Below are 18730 nucleotides of genomic sequence, written 5' to 3'. Positions count from 1 at the left end.
CTTAAAAGAACATCAACTTCACCCCAACGACCATCAATAATAATGCAAAAATGCGTTTCAATACTTTTGTTGGCCAAGTGCTGGCTGCTTTGACACCAATAGGGGCAACGAGCATTGAGCTAATGACAATCCCTAATAATGCAGGAAGATAAATGTAACCGAGTGTCGCTTCGGGTAAATCATGCACTTTCAATCCGGCTAATACATAGCCGGTTGTCCCCGCTATTGCGATTAAAAAACCCGTTGCTGAAGAAAGTCCAACAGCTTGTTTCATTTGCAAACCACAATAGCTTAGAAATGGCACTAAAATCACTCCTCCGCCAATGCCCATTAGCCCAGCAAGTAATGCAATCACAATAGAAGCACTGAACATCATTGCAAAAGAAGGCATAACTTCGCTTTGCCTTGGTTTAAATTGAAATGCCATCTGCAACGCCATTAACACCACAAAAATAGCAAATGCTTGGCGTAAGTTATCTGAGGGAATTTGCTCTGAAATGAAAGCTGAACAAAGGGCACCAACCACAACCCCAGGAAGGATTGATTTAAAAAGCGGCCAGGGAATATTCCCTCTTTTATGGTGTGAACGAGCAGATGAAAGTGACGTTAAAATAATCGTCGCTAATGACGTTGCAATCGCAACATGAGTGAGTTGTTCCGATTCAAACCCAGCCCAAGGCAATAGATAAATTAATGCCGGTACAATAAGTAAACCACCGCCAATACCTAATAAACCCGCAAAAAAACCAACAATGGCCCCTAATGCTAAACACATCAAAAAGATAAGCATTAAACTATCCACTTTTACTTCCTTAGTTTTACTTAAATTATGGCCAACCAATAGTCACATTGTTACTGTAAACCTCAGTTATTAATGAATTATATCGGCCAGCTGTCGCTGCTCAATAAAACTCAACACCGTGGACTTAACTTGGGTTGCATTAGACAGTTTTAATACCTGAGACAATAAGCCCACCAGTTCATGCTTATGCACTCGGCGTAATAGATAGTTAACTCTCGCTAGGCTGGCTTGGTTCATACTCAACTTGTTATAACCCATTGCCACTAAAAGTAATGCACCTAAAGGTTCGCCTGCTAACTCACCACAGATGCTAATATCTAACTTATAAAGATGGCAATCATCAACGGCCTTTTTTAGCGCTCTTAGCACGCCGGGATGAAAACTATCAAACAAGTTACCTACACTCGGATTATTCCGGTCAACCGCTAATAAGTATTGCGTTAAATCATTACTGCCTACTGACACAAAATCGACTCTTTGAGCCACTTCAGCTAGCTGATATAACAATGCAGGGACTTCAATCATTATCCCGACTAACGGCTTGCCAATAGTAATTTTTTGCTCAAGGTTTAAGTCAGTATAAGCTTGATGCAAATAAGCTAATGCACTGTCAATTTCATCTAGATTACTGACCATTGGCAGTAATATATGTAATTGTTCGCATTTTTGTGCCGCTTGCAGCATCGCGCGTAATTGCACTAAAAACAATTCAGGGTGATCAAGTGATAAACGAATTCCGCGCCAACCTAAAAAAGGATTATCTTCATTTATTGGAAAATACGGTAAAGGTTTATCGCCACCGATATCAAGAGTACGCATCACCACGGTTTTTCCCGCCGCTGCGGCTAATACCTTTCTATATACTGTTATTTGCTCTAATTCACTAGGGAAGCGCTGCTGCAACATAAAAGGCACTTCAGTTCGATATAAACCAATACCATCGGCACCTTCACTAAGTTGCGACTCAACCCCGCTGATTAATCCGGCATTGATAAACAGTTCAATTCGCTGAGCATCACGAGTCTCAGTAGGTAGGGATAATTCAGATAAAAATTGTTGCTGTTTTTTAATATCCGCATCAAGTAATAATCGATACTCATCTACCACTGCCGTTGTCGGTGACAATAACACTTCACCGCGGTTGGCATTTAACACCATGAGTTGGTTATCGGATACGGCAGAGAAAATCTGTTCGACAGCAACAATCGCGGGGATCCCAAGCGCTCGTGCTAATATTGCCGTGTGAGCATTGACTCCGCCAAATTCAGTCACGATACCTGCAAGTTTTGCCCGCGGAAACTCAGCTAATAATGTGGTGTCGATGTCTTTGGCAATTAATATCACCGGATCATCGTAATCAAAACGTAGTCGCCCAGGTTCAATTAACTGTTTTAATACTTTATGACCTAACTCTCGAACATCACTTGCACGTTCTTTTAAATAAGAGTCATCCATTTGTTGAAATTGAATGATGTAACGTAGCGATACTCGGCTAACAGCCGATTCCGCCTGCCAACCGCCTCTAATTTCATCGATATATTCGCCCGCTAAACTTTGTTCGCTTAACAGAGATTTAAATGCACTAAAGATAGAGGCGACATCCGCTGCGTTTTCATTTTCAAAACGCTGGATCAGTGTCGATAACACCTCGTCACACCCATTAATCGCTACGTTTAGCCTCGTAATCTCGGCTTCAATTAATTCATCAGCAATCGCAATCTGTGGTTGATTAATGTTGATTTCACCGCCAAAAACAACGCCCTTAGCAATAGCGATACCTTTAGAAGCCGATACCCCTCTAAACACAACTTGATGGTGTTTGTTTATTGCCTCTGCTTTATTTTTAAGTGCACGCAATACCACGGCCAATTGCGCCGCTAAAGTCATTAAAAAAGCTTCTTCACCTTCGTCAAACTGCCTTGCTCTGGGTTGCTGAACCACAATGACGCCCACGACAGATTTTTGGTAAATAATCGGCGCAGCAAGAAAAGCCTTGTAAGCTTCTTCAGCGATACCTGGAAAAAGTTTAAAACGCGGATGTAAAGGAGCATCAGCAAGGTTTAGTAATTCCTCTCGCTGGGCAACAAGCCCCACTAAGCCTTCTGTTATAGGAATAACAACTTGGCCGATGGCCGAAGGAGATAAACCTTCGGTGGCCGATAACACCAACTGCTGTTGCTCTAGAATATACACAGAGCAACATTGGGCTTTCATTGCAACCTTAGTTTGCGCCACTAAGGATTTCAAAGCTAAATCAAAACTTGCGGCACTGGCCACGGCTTGAGTGATATCCCGAAGGGTTTTTATCACAGGTTAAATCCTCTTAGCGGTCAGTTAACTGCGGTGACGACCTCTTTTTTTGTAAAACTCTTTTGTTTGCAACGCCAACGTTGTCGGTGCAAACTCTTTCATCACTTTCCGATAAACATCTCTTTTAAAAGAAACAACTTGCCTCACTGGATACCAATAACTAACCCAGCGCCAATCATCAAATTCAGGGTGACCTGAAGAGTTAAGATTAATTGCATTATCGTGACTTTTAAGTTGCAGTAAATACCATTTCTGTTTTTGGCCAATACAAACAGGTTTGCTGTCCTGACGAACTAAGCGTTTAGGTAAACGGTAACGAAGCCAAGAACGCGATGTGGATAAAATTTTGACATGTTCAGGTCGTAAACCGACTTCTTCATACAATTCTCGATACATTGCTTGTTCTGGCGTTTCGCCGTCATCCACACCACCTTGCGGAAATTGCCATGAATGTTGCCCAAAACGTCTAGCCCACATTACTTGGCCAAACTTGTTACAGATAATGATGCCCACATTGGCGCGAAAACCGTCGCTGTCAATCACATGGACTCCGTAATCATACTTATAGTTAATACATCTGATTGTTTCATAAAGAACCTTTCTCAGCAAACCCCCATTTACTCCCAATTATGGGATAACCCGAGTAATTTGACGACTTTATCAACAGACACACCCATTGCCATAATAAATTATCCACAAAATCTGTGGATATCTCTGTTCGAAACTTTGGTAAATCTGTGTTTTAAATTAAAAGTTCATTTTGACGTTCTAAAACCCAAAGAGAGAAAATCAATAAAAACCAATAAAATCAATATTATACAAACATGATATTTTTATTTATAAAAATATCGTAGTGAAGGTCAAAAAACAACCAACAAAAAATTAAATAAGTTTAGAGATTTTATCTTTTATAGTTATTCACAAAACACAACTGAAAAATTTCAATAAAATGCGCATATTGTTGTTTCAATGCGTTGACCTTGGTTGTTTTATTCGCTATAGCAACTAGGTTAATTGAGTTATCCAAACAATCTGTGGATAACTATGTTAGAAAGTTAAGGGAAAACTCGAATAGTTGCCCCAAAAGCTGTTTTATAAAGAAATAATCGCAATCAAAATAACTTTAAAAACAGTATGATAATGGCTTTTTTATGGTTACTTTTATCTCCACCTCTTTTGTTGGTGTTTTTTTAGGCGATCGAGTTTATTTGCCTTATACCCCGTTGCCACATTCTGCTAAGCTCACAAAAACACAATCAATTGATAAGTTCTCATGCCAAACCCGTCACCAACCAGTATCGATGAATTAATGCAGCGTGCGCACAATATGGCGGGCCTTCGCCTAGGCGATATTGCATTTGAACATGCGATGCGTGTTCCTGAAAATCTTAAAAGAGAGAAAGGCTGGGTAGGACAATTAATAGAAGCTGAACTTGGAGCACTTGCTGGCTCTAAACCTGAACCGGACTTTGCCCATTTAGGTATTGAGCTCAAAACCATTCCAATTGATGCTAATGGCAAACCGTTAGAAACAACTTACATCACTGTTGCACCTTTAACAGATATAGGCGGCTTAACATGGGAACAAAGCGTGGTATGCCATAAACTTCAATCTATTTTGTGGATCCCAGTCCAGGGTGAGCGTCATATTCCGGTATGCGAACGCCGTATCGGCACTCCCGTGTTATGGACTCCCTCAGCAAAACAAATGGCATTATTAAAACAAGATTGGGAAGAGATAATGGAATTGATTGCACTTGGTAAGGTTGACCAAGTGACGGCCAAGCATGGCGAAGTACTGCAGTTAAGACCAAAAGCGGCCCATAGCCGAATTAGAACCGAAAGTATTAATGAACAAGGCCAAACAACCTTATCAAACCCGCGAGGATTCTATTTAAAAATAGCCTTCACTCAACAAATTTTACTACAAGCATTTTATCGTTAAACCAATGCCATCTAAGTAAATATCACTTTAAATAAGCTTTTAAATGGCAATCAATTGTTATCTTCGATACATTTTTCAGCAATTAAGTTAAACAAGAAGTTAATTTCTCCCGCCTAATTGATTTGGATCACACTTTCCACTAACGCTCAACGACAATTTTCTATAAACTAGCCCCCTGATTTTATCTGCTAAAGTACCCATTTTTATTGTGAAAGCGAGCCGACAAACAAAAAAATTACTCTTTGCCATCCTGGCTTGGTTTGTCGCGATGGCTGCATTTGTATTTTTTCGCTATGCCCAAGCACCGGAACTGCCTCAATGGGCTGTTGGTGCGAGCGATCTCGCCACTTTAGCACTGTTAATGGGCTTTGTTTTTGGTAGTTTGCATTGGCTGTCAAATGTCATCGCAGATGTCAGTGCGATCAGCCGCCTTCCCTATATTTTCTCAGTTATCTTTAAAGGGTTATTTTTACTGCTTGGTGCAATGACGCTGGCATATGTGACCCAATTTTTAAACATGTGGGCAATTGAAAACCATATGATTTCACTGCGGCAAATGCTTACCGCACATATTCTTTATACTCCGGCATTCCAGTCATTGGTGTTATACCTTGTTGCGGTGCGAGTTAGCTTGGCATTTATCGAACAAATGGCTTTATTGGTCGGCCCACGCGTCTTATTAAACATTGGTATGGGAAAGTATCACCAACCAAGATATGAGCAACGATTATTCTTATTCATTGATATGACCTCATCAACGGCTCACGCAGAAACATTAGGGGATTACCGCTTTAGCCGCTTGATCCAAGACAGTTTTAGTATGCTTGCAGACACCGTTACTAATAACGAAGCCGAAATATACCGTTATATGGGCGATGCAGTGTTAATCCACTGGCCGTTAGAAGAAGGTGTAAAAGATGACCGCTGCATGAATATTTACTATGAATTTTGTCAACAGCTCAACTGGCAAAGAAATTATTTTGAAGAACAATATGGATTTGTGCCCAAATTTAAAGCTGCAGCTCACTGCGGACAAGTTGTTGCTGCGGTGGTTGGGGTGCATAAACAAGAAATTAGCTTCTTTAGTGATGTACTTAATACCCTTGCTCGCTTGCAAGACCAGTGTAACCCATTAGGCCAACGTATGCTTATTTCAGGTGACTTACTTCAGTTACTTGAAAACGATAACACACAATATAATGTTGATAGTCTTGGGCCGATTGTATTAAAGGGTAAGCAATATCCAACGGAAGTTTACGGCGTGACCCCAAGATAATCTCTTAATGACAAATCGCTCACTCCAATGAGCGATAATCTCGCTTTAAATACCCCGCTCTTACAATGACCTCCCTATAGAAAGTAATTGAAAGACTTTACACTTAACAGAAATCTTGCTTTTACCAACTTGGTTTTTATCGTGTGCGAATAATTACCATCACTAACAACCAAAGCCTCTATGATGCATGACTTAGGAAACACATTAGCACAAGAGGGCTTAAGTAATGGCATCGATAGCGGTTAATCAGGCTGCTGCAGCAATTGCTCACGAATAGCTAAACCTAATGTTCTAAAGGTACTGATACGGCTAGTCGTTTGACGCCAAACTAAGCCAATATCTCGATAAGGAGACTCTCCCGGCGGGGTCATTATTTTCAATTCTGTATCATGTAAAATGCCTGCATCAATAGCCATTTGCGGCAAAAATGTGGTTCCTAATTTACTGTTTACCATTTGCACTAACGTATGCAAACTGGTCGCAGCAAAAGGGTTTATCTTCGCGCTATTGCCCAGCTGACAAGCGGTGATTGCATGGCCAGTAATGCAATGTTCATTTTGTAGTAAAAAAATACTTTCATCAGGCATTTCTTGGTAATTAATCGGTTGAGCTACATCCATTGAGAGCTCTTTGTGGATAACCATTTTAAAGGGATCAATCCCCACTTTCATGCTATGAAAACCGCTGGTGTCGACAGGTAGCGCAAGAATTAATAAGTCTAACTCCCCTTTACCAAGTGCATCTAATAATCGTTCTGTGGTGTCTTCTTTAAGCAATAGGCTCATTTCGGGATAATCTTTTTGGCACAATTTTACCACTCGACTTAATAGAAAAGGCGCGATCGTTGGAATACAACCTAACCGAATTTCCCCAGTCATTGGCTCGCCTTGGCTTCTCACCAATTCAACCAAGTCTTCCACATTCGTTAAAATACCACGCGCCCTTTCAACGACTTCTTCTCCCGTTGCGGTAAACATAAACGACTTATGATCACGCTCAATCAGTTGAAATCCAAGCTGTTCTTCTAGGTTTTGAATACCACTAGATAAGGTAGACTGGCTCACGAAGCACTTTTTAGCCGCACGATTAAAGTTTTGCTCTTGATGCAGATTAATCAAATAGTAAAGATTTTTTAAGCTGGGAAGGTTTTTCATTAAATCGATTGCCAATTAATATTTAATGGAAATAATGAATTGAAAAGGCAATTGAAACAAGTTAATAGATCACAAATGTCATTAACAAGGTATAAAAAAAGCCCCTAACAGGAGCTTTCTATTTAAATAAACAACTAGCGCTGTATTTAAGACTTCGCTTCTAAAAAAAGCTTTAGTTGCTGTAAATCACCTTCAGCATGCTCAACAATTGTGGATAACCAGCTTTGATGTTCTTGTTCCCAAGACGCTTCTTCGCCGTGTTGGAGGTGTTGAGCTAATTGTTGAATACGTTTAAGACCAACAGAACCTGCAGCACCTTTAAACTTATGTGCTTCTGCACATAATGTGTCTTTGTCACTAGCTTCACTTGCTTTGACTAAGCTACCAACATACTCGGGCATGAGTTGTTCAAACAACACCACACTTTTTAAAAGCGTTCCAGCACCAATGGCACTAATGTATTGCTCTAGTGTGTTGAGATCTAATACAGTATCTAATTGCGTCATGGCCATTATGGGCACCTCTAATTACAAGTGTAAATTTTGATATAGCAATATCATACTCACTAAATATGCCTATGCAACCACTGTAAGAGTCACATAGATAAATAGCCCATAAGAAATCACAAATCATTAACACTGATGAAAACAGTTGATTACCAGCGTTCAAAAAACATTCAAATAATACGCCCTTTGAACATCTAGTAACATTTGACCCTTTGATTTTACAGATAAAAATTACAGCCTAATAAACATGCATTTTATTTATATGTTTATTTTGAGTTAAAAACTTAATTTAAATCACTCCCTTGTCCGCCTTTAAGTCTTAACTCATCAACAATCGCCACTAACCCTTCCCATCGAAACGCACACCAATCTGGTGCTAATAACATCGGCTTCTTAGCATATGCCGTCACACGATGAAAAATAATCTCTTTGGGCGTTTGCCTAATTAAGGCTGCAACACTTCGGGCATAATCTTGTTTACTGATCGTTTCTAAAGAGCCATAGCGCCACTGCTTAGCCATGGTACTCCCTTGCACAATATGTAAAGGGTGGATTTTTAATCCTTCAACGCCAACCGCTAGTACCTGTTGTAAGCTATCGGTATAATCAGCATGAGTTTCACCCGGCAAACCTAAAATTAAATGAGTACATACTTTGAGCCCACGAAGATGTGCCCGTTCAACAGTATCTTTATATTGAGCAAAATTATGACCACGGTTAATACGCTTCAACGTTTGGTCGTTAGCGGTTTGTAGGCCGAGTTCAAGCCACACATCAATGCCACGTTGTTGGTATTCAACCAACAACTCTAATACCTCATCTGGCACACAATCTGGTCTAGTACCAATATGTAACCCAACGACATTGGCATCAGCTAAGGCTTCATCATACCGTTGCTTTAATAACGCATATTCATCATAAGTGCTGGTATAGGCTTGGAAGTAGGCAATATATTGACTATTTGACTGACGAGCACTTGGCAATAAATTTTGTTTCCCTTGCTGTAATTGCACAGCAATACTTTGCCCTTGACCTTGTTGTTCATTAAAAGAGGTGACATTACAAAAGGTACACCCTCCCTTACCTAGCGAACCATCTCGGTTAGGACAAGTAAATGCCGCATCAATGGTCAGTTTTTTAATCCGACCGCCATATCGACGTTTACATTCTGCACCGAATGTATTTACGTAATCATCTAAGCCCATTGGTTTCCACAAACAACAAAAAAGAGCGCAATTTTAGAGAATACTTAAACAACAAACATGGCTCTATATCAAAAAAATTGTTGTTTTATCCCACAATGCGTACTTTTATTTTGATAAACGATCATTGTTTTAAACAAAAACAGTTATCCGCACGCAGTAAAAATGAATACTTATACATTTTTTTTAAATTTAATCACAAAAACTGTACTTGAAATAAAATTCACTATTCCTATTTTAAAATCAATTCAACTGAAAATTTATAACCGGATCACACTTTTACGCTTTATTTACAAAAATTCTTTCTATTCATAATGTTATATGAACAATGTGACAGTTTACGTTAACGTAAGAATGATGTTAATTTGTCTGTGATATGTAATAAATTTTCATTTACTTCCATTTTTATGGTTTGACCTTTGCACGTTCTCGGTTTAATTTTAGAGGTTCGGGTGCATATATATGGAATATTTCTCATTTACCCCGTTGTCGTATATTTATTGAGATTTTAGGGGGTTTGTATGGGCTTATATCATCCCAGTTTCGAAAGAGACAATTGTGGGTTTGGGTTAATTGCACAAATGGATGGTGAAGCGAGTCACCGCATAATACGCACTGCAATTCATGGCTTAGATCGCATGAAACACCGTGGCGGTATTGCGTCAGACGGGCGTACAGGTGACGGCTGTGGCTTGCTAATGCAAATGCCAAAAGATTTTTTTAAGGCTGTTGCTGTCGAAAACGACTGGCACCTTAGCCGTAACTTTGCTGTCGGAATGGTATTTTTAAGCCAAGACCAACAAAAAGCAGAACAAGCGAAATTCATTTTAGAAAAAGAACTACAACGTGAAACGCTCGGTGTCGCTGGTTGGAGAAAAGTACCGATTAACCCTGATGTATTAGGTGAGATTGGCCGCGAAAGTTTACCGCAAATTTATCAAGTGCTCATTAATGCACCTGTCGGTTGGCGCGAAAAAGACTTAGAACGTCGTCTTTATATGGCCCGTCGTCGCTTAGAGCAACAAATAACCAATGAAAAAGATTGTTATATCGCCAGTTTATCTGGGCAGGTAATTGTCTATAAAGGGCTATTAATGCCTGCTGACTTACCTTCCTTTTATACTGACTTAGCTGACTTACGCTTAAAAAGTGCCATTTGTTTATTCCACCAGCGCTTTTCTACCAATACTTCACCTAAGTGGCCACTTGCGCAGCCGTTTAGATACCTTGCCCATAATGGTGAAATCAACACCATTACTGGTAATCGTCAATGGGCTCGCGCCCGTGCATACAAATTTAGCTCACCATTACTGCCGGATTTACAACAAGCTGCGCCGTTTGTTAACGAAAAAGGTTCAGATTCTTCATCACTCGATAATATGCTCGAAATGCTGTTATCTGGTGGGATGGATTTATATCGTGCGATGCGTTTGCTTATTCCACCTGCATGGCAATCAAATCCTGAAATGGACGATGAGTTAAAAGCTTTCTATGACTTTAACTCTATGCACATGGAACCGTGGGATGGCCCTGCCGGTATTGTGATGACCAATGGTCGTCATGCAGCCTGTGCTGTTGACCGTAATGGTTTACGCCCATCACGCTATGTGATCACCAAAGACCGTATTTTAACCTTAGCTTCAGAAGTGGGTATTTGGGATTACGCCGCTGATGAGGTTATTGAAAAAGGTCGAGTTGGACCCGGTGAGTTATTAGTATTAGATACCTTAAACGGCAAGCTTTATCCGTCATTTGAAATAGATAATGACTTAAAACGCCGTCACCCATACAAAGAGTGGATGGCAAAAAACAGCCGTACCCTAACCCCTGCTGAAGATATTGATCAAACTCAACAAGGTGCAAGCCGCTTTGATGAAAAAACCTTGCTGCAATATCAAAAACAATTTGGCTATAGCCGCGAAGAACTTGAACAAGTTATTTGGGTACTAGCCAGTAAAGGCGAGGAAGCGACGGGTTCTATGGGCGATGACACCCCAATGGCTGTGTTGTCGAAAAAATCCCGTTCACTGTATGACTATTTCCGCCAAAAGTTTGCCCAAGTAACAAACCCACCTATTGACCCATTACGTGAAAAACACGTGATGTCATTAGCTACCTGTGTTGGACGTGAACAAAACCTATTTTGCGAAACCACCGGCAATGCCTATCGGGTGATGTTTAACTCACCTATTTTATTATTTAGTGATTTCAACCAACTGCTTGGACTTGATAGCAATTACTATCGCGCCAATACCATTGATTTAAATTACGATGACAGCGAAAGTCTAGAACAAGCAATTAATCGCATTACCGATGAAGCAGAACGTCTTGCTCGTAGTGGTACGACGTTGCTAATTTTATCGGATCGCGCGGTAGGCAAAAAAGTGCAAGTCATTCCTGCCGCGATGGCGGTTGGGTCTGTGCAAAGACGCTTAGTTGACCAAAGTCTGCGTTGTGACACCAACATCATCGTTGAAACCGCGTCAGCCCGAGACCCACACCACTTTGCCGTGCTACTTGGCTTTGGTGCTACGGCCATTTATCCATATCTTGCTTATGAATCAATTTCAGCGTTAGCGAAACAACATGATGTCGAGCAAACCTCAAACTTAATGCTTAACTTCCGTTACGGTATTGAAAAAGGCTTGCGCAAAATCATGTCTAAAATGGGGATCAGCACCGTTGGTTCTTATCGTTGCAGTCAGCAATTTGAAGCTGTCGGCCTATCAAGTGAGGTCATAGAGCTATGCTTTAAAGGCGTTATCAGCCGGATTGAAGGCGTGAGTTTTGAACATATTGCCACCGATCAACGTACACTGCACAAAAATGCATTTAGGGCCCATGCACCGCTTCCACAAGGTGGATTACTCAAATATGTTGAAGGTGGTGAGTATCACAGCTTTAACCCTGACGTAGTTAATACGCTTCAGACATCATTAAAAAATCAAGACTTTGCCACATACAAGCAATTTGCCAAGCTGGTCGATGAACGTCCAGTGGCGACATTGCGTGACTTAATCGGCATCAAGCAAGACAAACAAGCAGTCAGTGTTGATAGCGTAGAAGCGGCCTCCAACTTATTCCCTCGCTTTGACAGTGCAGCAATGAGTATTGGTGCACTAAGTCCTGAAGCTCATGAAGCTCTGGCTATTGCGATGAATCGTTTAGGCGGTCGTTCAAATTCAGGTGAAGGCGGAGAAGATCCTGCGCGCTTTAATTCAGAACGAAACTCAGCCATCAAGCAAATTGCTTCTGGTCGATTTGGCGTCACCGCGCATTACCTTGTAAATGCTGAAGTGTTGCAAATTAAAGTGGCGCAAGGGGCAAAACCGGGTGAAGGCGGACAACTACCGGGCCATAAAGTGAGCGTAGAGATTGCAGGTTTACGTCATGCACGTCCTGGCGTGACATTAATTTCACCGCCGCCGCATCACGACATTTATTCAATTGAAGATTTAGCCCAATTAATTTTCGATTTAAAACAAATCAACCCAACAGCATTAGTGTCAGTCAAACTGGTTTCAGAGCCTGGTGTCGGCACCATTGCCACCGGTGTGGCAAAAGCCTACGCCGACATGATAACCGTATCAGGTTATGACGGCGGTACAGGGGCAAGTCCTATCACCTCAGTCAAATACGCAGGCTCACCTTGGGAACTTGGCTTAGCAGAAGTCCATCAATCACTGGTAGCAAATGGCTTACGTCATAAAATTCGTTTGCAAGTAGATGGTGGCTTAAAAACCGGTAACGATGTCATTAAAGCGGCCATGTTAGGCGCCGAAAGCTTTGGCTTTGGCACAGTACCTATGATTGCTTTAGGCTGTAAGTACCTACGTATTTGTCACTTAAATAACTGTGCAACCGGCGTCGCAACCCAAGACAAGAATTTACGTGAAAACCATTATCACGGTTTACCTGAGCGCGTTGTCACCTACTTTGAATTTGTAGCCCGTGAAGTTCGAGAAGGCATGGCGGCACTGGGCGTCACTGAATTTGAACAATTGGTGGGACGCAGTGATTGGTTAGAAGCGCTTGAAGGCACAACACAGAAACAGCTTGGTTTAAATTTAGCCCCCATTTTGTATCAACCACAAGTGCCACAAGGCAGTGCTATCACTTGGAAAGAAACTAACCCGCCATCAGACCCTGGCAAGTTAAACCAAGTGCTAGTGACAGATTGCCAACACGCAGTTGATAACGCAGAAGCTTTTTCGTCTCAATATAGCATCAACAACACCGACCGCTCAGTAGGGGCAGGTTTGTCAGGCTATATCGCGAGTAAATGCGGCGTTAACGGCGCGGCACAAACCTTATCGCTTAGCTTTAACGGCAGTGCGGGTCAAAGCTTCGGGGTATGGAATAGTCCAGGCTTAGATCTCAAGTTATGTGGTGACGCTAACGATTATGTCGGCAAAGGTATGTCTGGCGGTAAAATTGTCATTCATCCCCCCATTGGTAGCCCATTTAAAAGTGAACGCAGTGCCATTATGGGTAACACCTGTTTGTATGGCGCAACGGGTGGACACTTATTTGCTGCGGGTAAAGCGGGTGAACGCTTTGGCGTACGTAACTCAGGCGCAATTGCGGTAATCGAAGGTTTAGGTGACAACGGTTGTGAATACATGACTGGCGGCATTGTTGTGGTACTTGGTAAAACAGGGGTGAACTTTGGTGCGGGTATGACAGGTGGCTTTGCCTATGTCTTTGACCAACACCGCCGCTTCCATCGCCGAGTGAACACTGAACTTGTTGATACACAAAAAGTGGATACGCCAATACAACGTAACCATTTAAAAGGGCTTATCCAAACACACTTGCAAGAAACTGGCAGTGAACATGCCAACATGATTTTAAGCGACTTTGAAAACTGGATTGACTGCTTTGTACTGGTTAAACCTAAAAACATTGCCGTTGCCGACTTGCTTAAAATTGCGCATAAAGATCCAGAATTAGTCGTTAAGGCGGGGTAAAACAAAATGAATAATAACTTTCAATTTGTCGAAGTGGGCCGCGTTGATCCAACGAAGCATGAAGCTAAAAAGCGCTCGACTCAATTTATCGAAATTTATCAGCCGTTTTTGCAGCCACAGGTAGCTGAACAAGCTGACCGCTGCTTAGATTGTGGTAACCCGTATTGTGAATGGAAATGCCCACTGCATAACTATATTCCAAACTGGTTAAGCCTTGCTAAGCAAGGCCGCATTTTAGAAGCCGCTGATTTAGTACATGAAACCAACACCTTACCTGAAATTTGTGGTCGTGTTTGCCCGCAAGACAGGTTGTGTGAAGGTGCTTGTACCTTAAATGAAGACTTTGGTTCGGTCACCATTGGTAATGTTGAGAAATACATTACTGATACCGCGATTGCTCAAGGTTGGCGACCAGACATGAGCAAGGTAACACCACGTAAAGAACGTGTGGCGATTATTGGCGCAGGCCCTGCGGGCTTAGGTTGTGCAGATATTTTGGCGCGTAATGGCGTACAAGCGGTGGTGTATGATAAATATCCTCAAATTGGTGGTTTGCTAACTTATGGTATCCCATCGTTCAAGTTAGATAAGTCAGTCATGGCCACTCGTCGTTCAGTGCTTGAAGGCATGGGCATTGAGTTTAAAATGGGCGTTACCGTAGGAAAAGACATTAGCTTCCAAAGTCTACTTGACCAATATGACTCAGTATTTTTGGGCATGGGAACTTACACCGCAATGCAAGCGCGTCTGCCAAATGAAGATGCACAAGGTGTTATTCAAGCCTTGCCTTACCTCATTGGTAATGCCCATCACCTAATGGGAACTCAAGACAGCGCCACTCCTTATCTAAGCCTTGAGGGTAAAGACGTTGTTGTCCTCGGTGGTGGTGATACAGCAATGGATTGTGTGAGAACCGCAGTGCGCCAAGGGGCAAAAAGCGTCACTTGTGCTTATCGTCGAGACGAAGACAATATGCCAGGTTCGGTGCGTGAAGTGCAAAACGCGAAAGAAGAAGGCATCACCTTCTTATTTAATCGTCAACCTATTGCCATTAAAACTCAAGATGGCCAGGTCGTTGGTATTGAATGCGTAGAAACACAAATGGGTGAAGCCGATGCAAGTGGCCGCCAACGTGCAGAGGCCATTGCAAACAGTGAACAGGTACTAAATGCCGATGCCATTATTATTGCATTTGGTTTCCAAGCAAGTCCTGCTGATTGGTTTAGCGAATTTGGAATTGAAACAAATGAATGGGGATTAGTAAAAGCCAGTAAGCTTGATGACAACCCTTTTCAAACCACTAACCCAAAAGTCTTTGCTGGCGGAGACATGGTGCGCGGCTCAGACCTTGTCGTCACAGCGATTGCAGAAGGTCGAGATGCTGCGTTAGGTATTTTAAATTACCTCGATTAAGTAATTACCTGTAATGAAGAAACGTCGCTAAATGCGGCGTTTTTTATTGGCGGATTTTGCTGTTAACAGGTCAGTTTTACTGAAAAACATTGCTTTGAGCACGTCACTTTTTAACGGATTATCATCACAGCATTCGAGCAGATGCTAAAGCCAACATGGCGCAGATAACATTAAAAAGAGACGTGTGAATAAAACCAATATGTGCCTTTGTTCGCAATTTAATTGAAAACATACCCAACAAGCTCATCATAACATCAAAGCAAGCTGTGCAATTTTCCTATCCGTTTATCAGCGTGATATATTAGCGCCATATTTCAACAGACATGTAAGGCAATTTTATGACTATCGCTATTATCGGCGCAATGGAACCAGAAGTGGTTCACCTAATGCAAGCAATTGTAAGTCCAGTGCACACCACCATTGCAGGTATTGAATTTGTGAGTGGACAAATTGCCGGTAAAGACGTGGTGGTCACTCGCTCTGGCATTGGTAAAGTGGCAGCCAGTATTGCAACAACCTTAGTTATCGAAAAGTTTGCCGCCACCAGCGTCATCAACACCGGTTCTGCTGGCGGGTTTGTAAAAGACTTAGCCATTGGCGACATAGTGATTTCCTCACAAGTGCGTCATCACGACGTTGACGTGACCGCATTTGGTTATGAAATCGGCCAAATGGCCTCTCAACCTGCCGCTTTTATTCCTGATACCGCCTTGGTAAATGCGGCCAAAAAAGCCGTAGCCGAACTTGGTGAAGTAAAAGCAATTGAAGGACTTATTTGTACCGGTGATAGCTTTATCTGCGACCCTGAGCGCACTAAAGTGATGTTAGCTAACTTTCCAACAATGGCCGCCTGTGAAATGGAAGCGGCTGCTATTGCACAAGTTTGTCACCAATTTGGCACGCCGTTTGTGGTTATCCGCTCATTGTCTGACAACGCCAACGATGATTCAGCCGTTGACTTTGACACCTATATTGTTAAAGCAGGACATCACTCAGCATTAATGGTTATCGCACTCCTGCAACAACTATAATGTAGTTATTCTAAACACCTTAAAGCAGCAAATAAGATGAACAACCTCGCCACTCTCATTGCTCAAGACGGCAGTTTACTGCAAGATTGTGTCATCTTATTTTTTGCCTTAATTTGTGCACGCTACGCCCCGCTTGCCGCGCAGTATCAACCGCTAAAACTCGTTCAACGAATAGCTGATTTACTTGCCGGCAAAGTAAATCGTTCCAACAGACCGAACAATCAACGCCAAATTGCGGGTATTTTAGCCACGTTAATTCTGATTATCCCAATTGTATTGGTGTGTCATTTATTCATCTCTATTGCCGCTTTCCCTTGGTTTTTTAAGTTCATAGTTTTATACCTTTGCTTACCCGAATTAAGCTTCAGTCAAACCGCCAGAATCATTCAACGCTACTTACACCAAGGTAATAAAACCAAAGCCCGTGAAAAGCTCGCCATTCATGCCAATTACCGAACGGATGCACTCTCTGAAGTTGGCATAAGCAAAGCTACCATTGAGCTTCAATTAACCAGTCCGTTATATGGTTTTATGAGTGTCATATTGTTTTTTCTTATCGGTGGACTCCCCTTAGTTGTTGCGGCCAAATTATTACGCCAATTGGAATTAAGTTGGCCAAGTTATCATCCTCAATTCACAACCTTTGGTGCGTTGGTATTTAGCCTTAATCGGTTATTATTCTTTATTCCAAAGTGCTTATGGCTAATCACATTAGCTTTACCGCTCGGGCGCTCCCCTTTTAAAGCCCTAAAAATAGAACTACAAAGCCAGCAACCAAACAATGATGTTGCCTGTCATAGCTTAGGGGCACAATTATTAAACATTGAGCTTGGCGGCCCACAGCAGTTTATTCATCAAGACAACATAACCCGAGTTGCACGAAATAAACTTGCCGGTACACACCTGCCCAATAGCAGTGCTATTTTATTGGCTGAAAAATTGATTTCACCGGCATTTTATTTTTGGTTAATTCTGACAATGTTATTACCATTAATCTGGTTTGCACTAAAATGGTTACAGCACATGTAATTTTGTTAAAAACAGGGTATTATCTGCGCCCTATTTTTGTTGGTTTTGCTTATTCAATTAGTGTTAAAAGGTATTCTTTTGTTCGATAATATTCATGTGTCGTTAACGACTCCCGCATTATTATTTCCGGCTATATCATTGCTGTTATTAGCTTATACCAATCGGTTTTTCTCCTTAGCGGCACTTATTCGTAAGTTGAGCCAAGATAAAACGCCACTGCATAGCGATCAGCTAAAAAACTTAAGTCGACGAATTACCATCATTAAACGCATGCAAGAAGCTGGCGTGACCAGTTTTGCATTATGTGTCGTGTGCATGATTTTTATTTATATCGGCTTTAATAAAACCGGTTCATTAGTATTTGGTTTTAGCTTGTTATTTCTATTGTATTCACTGATTTTATCGGTGATTGAAATCCATATTTCGGTTGATGCATTAAATATTCATCTTAAAGAAATGAGCAAATAATGGATTGGATTTACTTTTTTGATTTGTGCGGCACGGCGGTTTTTGCGCTTTCAGGCGCTTTAGCTGCAGGGAAACATAGAATGGACCCTTTTGGGGTAATTGTCCTTGCCGCAGTCACCGCGGTCGGTGGCGGTACAATACGCGACGCCATTACCGGTGCTACACCGGTATTTTGGATAACCGATCCTAATTATGTGACGGTGACATTAATCACCGTGTTAGCGTGTTTGATTTTTATCCGCAAGCCTTATCGTTTGTCTAACCTTGTATTACCCACAGCAGATGCCTTTGGTCTGGCTCTGTTCACTGTGATTGGTGCAGAAAAAGCTCTATCTCTTGGATTATCAGGCATGTCTGCAGTTATTATGGGATTGATCACGGGAGTCGGAGGGGGCATTATTCGAGACTTACTTTGCCGCCAAGTACCAATGATTTTAAGAACCGAAGTTTACGCAACGGCATCTATTGTCGGTGGCATTTGCTTTACCCTATGTTTACACACGGGCATTGAATCTATCACGGCAATGCTATTAGCCATGCTAAGCACGTTAATCATTCGACTCAGTGCAATTCGTTGGCAACTGTCTTTACCCGCTTTCGATTTAAAAACCAAGAGATAATATT

14 protein-coding genes are annotated in these 18730 nt (G+C 41.7%); 8 read left to right on the top strand and 6 right to left on the bottom strand.

Annotation, left to right across the window (positions count from 1 at the left end):
• Position 1: 1 nt before the first annotated feature.
• From G3R48_RS01360 to rppH, 3 genes are all read right to left on the bottom strand, one after another.
• Positions 2–802 (bottom strand): sulfite exporter TauE/SafE family protein, encoded by an 801-nt coding sequence (locus G3R48_RS01360; protein ID WP_212593174.1) that lies wholly within the window; start codon positions 800–802, stop codon positions 2–4.
• A gap of 69 nt (positions 803–871) precedes the next feature.
• A complete protein-coding gene (gene ptsP / locus G3R48_RS01355) occupies positions 872–3112 on the bottom strand; it encodes a phosphoenolpyruvate--protein phosphotransferase (protein ID WP_212593173.1) in 2241 nt (746 codons plus the stop codon).
• A 24-nt stretch (positions 3113–3136) separates the two neighbouring features.
• Entirely contained in the window at positions 3137–3655 is a 519-nt protein-coding gene (gene rppH / locus G3R48_RS01350; protein ID WP_212593172.1) for an RNA pyrophosphohydrolase, read from the bottom strand.
• A 730-nt stretch (positions 3656–4385) separates the two neighbouring features.
• Here rppH and mutH point away from each other — a divergent pair.
• Together mutH and G3R48_RS01340 are read left to right on the top strand one after the other, a co-directional pair.
• The gene (gene mutH / locus G3R48_RS01345; protein ID WP_153661016.1) at positions 4386–5057 is read left to right on the top strand and encodes a DNA mismatch repair endonuclease MutH; all 672 of its coding nucleotides are present in this window, start codon (positions 4386–4388) and stop codon (positions 5055–5057) included.
• Between the two features lie 268 nt (positions 5058–5325).
• On the top strand, positions 5326–6333 hold the full coding sequence (locus tag G3R48_RS01340; protein WP_153661018.1) for an adenylate/guanylate cyclase domain-containing protein: 1008 nt from the start codon (positions 5326–5328) through the stop codon (positions 6331–6333).
• A gap of 242 nt (positions 6334–6575) precedes the next feature.
• Here G3R48_RS01340 and oxyR read toward each other — a convergent pair whose 3' ends face one another.
• From oxyR to mnmL, 3 genes are all read right to left on the bottom strand, one after another.
• The gene (gene oxyR / locus G3R48_RS01335; protein WP_153661020.1) at positions 6576–7487 is read right to left on the bottom strand and encodes a hydrogen peroxide-inducible genes transcriptional activator OxyR; all 912 of its coding nucleotides are present in this window, start codon (positions 7485–7487) and stop codon (positions 6576–6578) included.
• Positions 7488–7633: 146 nt separating this feature from the next.
• Positions 7634–7999 carry an Hpt domain-containing protein gene (locus G3R48_RS01330; RefSeq protein WP_153661022.1) on the bottom strand — a complete coding sequence of 122 codons (366 nt, stop codon included), beginning with the start codon at positions 7997–7999 and terminating at the stop codon, positions 7634–7636.
• Positions 8000–8277: 278 nt separating this feature from the next.
• Positions 8278–9198, bottom strand: a complete 921-nt coding sequence (mnmL, locus tag G3R48_RS01325; RefSeq protein ID WP_153661024.1) for a tRNA modification radical SAM protein MnmL/YtqA — start codon at positions 9196–9198, stop codon at positions 8278–8280.
• A 518-nt stretch (positions 9199–9716) separates the two neighbouring features.
• Between mnmL and gltB the strand changes: the two genes are divergently transcribed.
• From gltB to G3R48_RS01295, 6 genes are all read left to right on the top strand, one after another.
• Positions 9717–14165 carry a glutamate synthase large subunit gene (gltB, locus tag G3R48_RS01320; RefSeq protein WP_153661026.1) on the top strand — a complete coding sequence of 1483 codons (4449 nt, stop codon included), beginning with the start codon at positions 9717–9719 and terminating at the stop codon, positions 14163–14165.
• A 6-nt stretch (positions 14166–14171) separates the two neighbouring features.
• On the top strand, positions 14172–15578 hold the full coding sequence (locus tag G3R48_RS01315; RefSeq protein WP_153661028.1) for an FAD-dependent oxidoreductase: 1407 nt from the start codon (positions 14172–14174) through the stop codon (positions 15576–15578).
• A 338-nt stretch (positions 15579–15916) separates the two neighbouring features.
• Complete coding sequence (locus tag G3R48_RS01310; RefSeq protein ID WP_153661030.1) at positions 15917–16609, top strand: 5'-methylthioadenosine/adenosylhomocysteine nucleosidase; 693 nt, start codon at positions 15917–15919, stop codon at positions 16607–16609.
• A gap of 36 nt (positions 16610–16645) precedes the next feature.
• The gene (locus tag G3R48_RS01305; protein ID WP_153661032.1) at positions 16646–17638 is read left to right on the top strand and encodes a cobalamin biosynthesis protein; all 993 of its coding nucleotides are present in this window, start codon (positions 16646–16648) and stop codon (positions 17636–17638) included.
• A 90-nt stretch (positions 17639–17728) separates the two neighbouring features.
• A complete protein-coding gene (locus tag G3R48_RS01300) occupies positions 17729–18106 on the top strand; it encodes a DUF2721 domain-containing protein (RefSeq protein WP_212593193.1) in 378 nt (125 codons plus the stop codon).
• Positions 18103–18726 carry a trimeric intracellular cation channel family protein gene (locus tag G3R48_RS01295; protein ID WP_212593192.1) on the top strand — a complete coding sequence of 208 codons (624 nt, stop codon included), beginning with the start codon at positions 18103–18105 and terminating at the stop codon, positions 18724–18726. The genes G3R48_RS01300 and G3R48_RS01295 overlap by 4 nt, the downstream gene beginning before the upstream one ends.
• Positions 18727–18730: the final 4 nt, after the last annotated feature.

The sequence above is a fragment of the Shewanella intestini genome (genome assembly GCF_018221465.1).
In the GTDB taxonomy this organism is placed as follows: domain Bacteria; phylum Pseudomonadota; class Gammaproteobacteria; order Enterobacterales; family Shewanellaceae; genus Shewanella; species Shewanella intestini.
This window is presented reverse-complemented; position numbering and strand designations above follow the sequence as displayed.

Coding starts and splice junctions, on each gene's coding strand:
- G3R48_RS01330 (WP_153661022.1), bottom strand. CDS start 7,999: ATGGCCATGACGCAATTAGATACTGTATTAGATCTCAACACACTAGAG.
- mnmL (WP_153661024.1), bottom strand. CDS start 9,198: ATGGGCTTAGATGATTACGTAAATACATTCGGTGCAGAATGTAAACGT.
- oxyR (WP_153661020.1), bottom strand. CDS start 7,487: ATGAAAAACCTTCCCAGCTTAAAAAATCTTTACTATTTGATTAATCTG.
- G3R48_RS01315 (WP_153661028.1), top strand. CDS start 14,172: ATGAATAATAACTTTCAATTTGTCGAAGTGGGCCGCGTTGATCCAACG.
- gltB (WP_153661026.1), top strand. CDS start 9,717: ATGGGCTTATATCATCCCAGTTTCGAAAGAGACAATTGTGGGTTTGGG.
- G3R48_RS01305 (WP_153661032.1), top strand. CDS start 16,646: ATGAACAACCTCGCCACTCTCATTGCTCAAGACGGCAGTTTACTGCAA.
- G3R48_RS01310 (WP_153661030.1), top strand. CDS start 15,917: ATGACTATCGCTATTATCGGCGCAATGGAACCAGAAGTGGTTCACCTA.
- G3R48_RS01340 (WP_153661018.1), top strand. CDS start 5,326: ATGGCTGCATTTGTATTTTTTCGCTATGCCCAAGCACCGGAACTGCCT.
- mutH (WP_153661016.1), top strand. CDS start 4,386: ATGCCAAACCCGTCACCAACCAGTATCGATGAATTAATGCAGCGTGCG.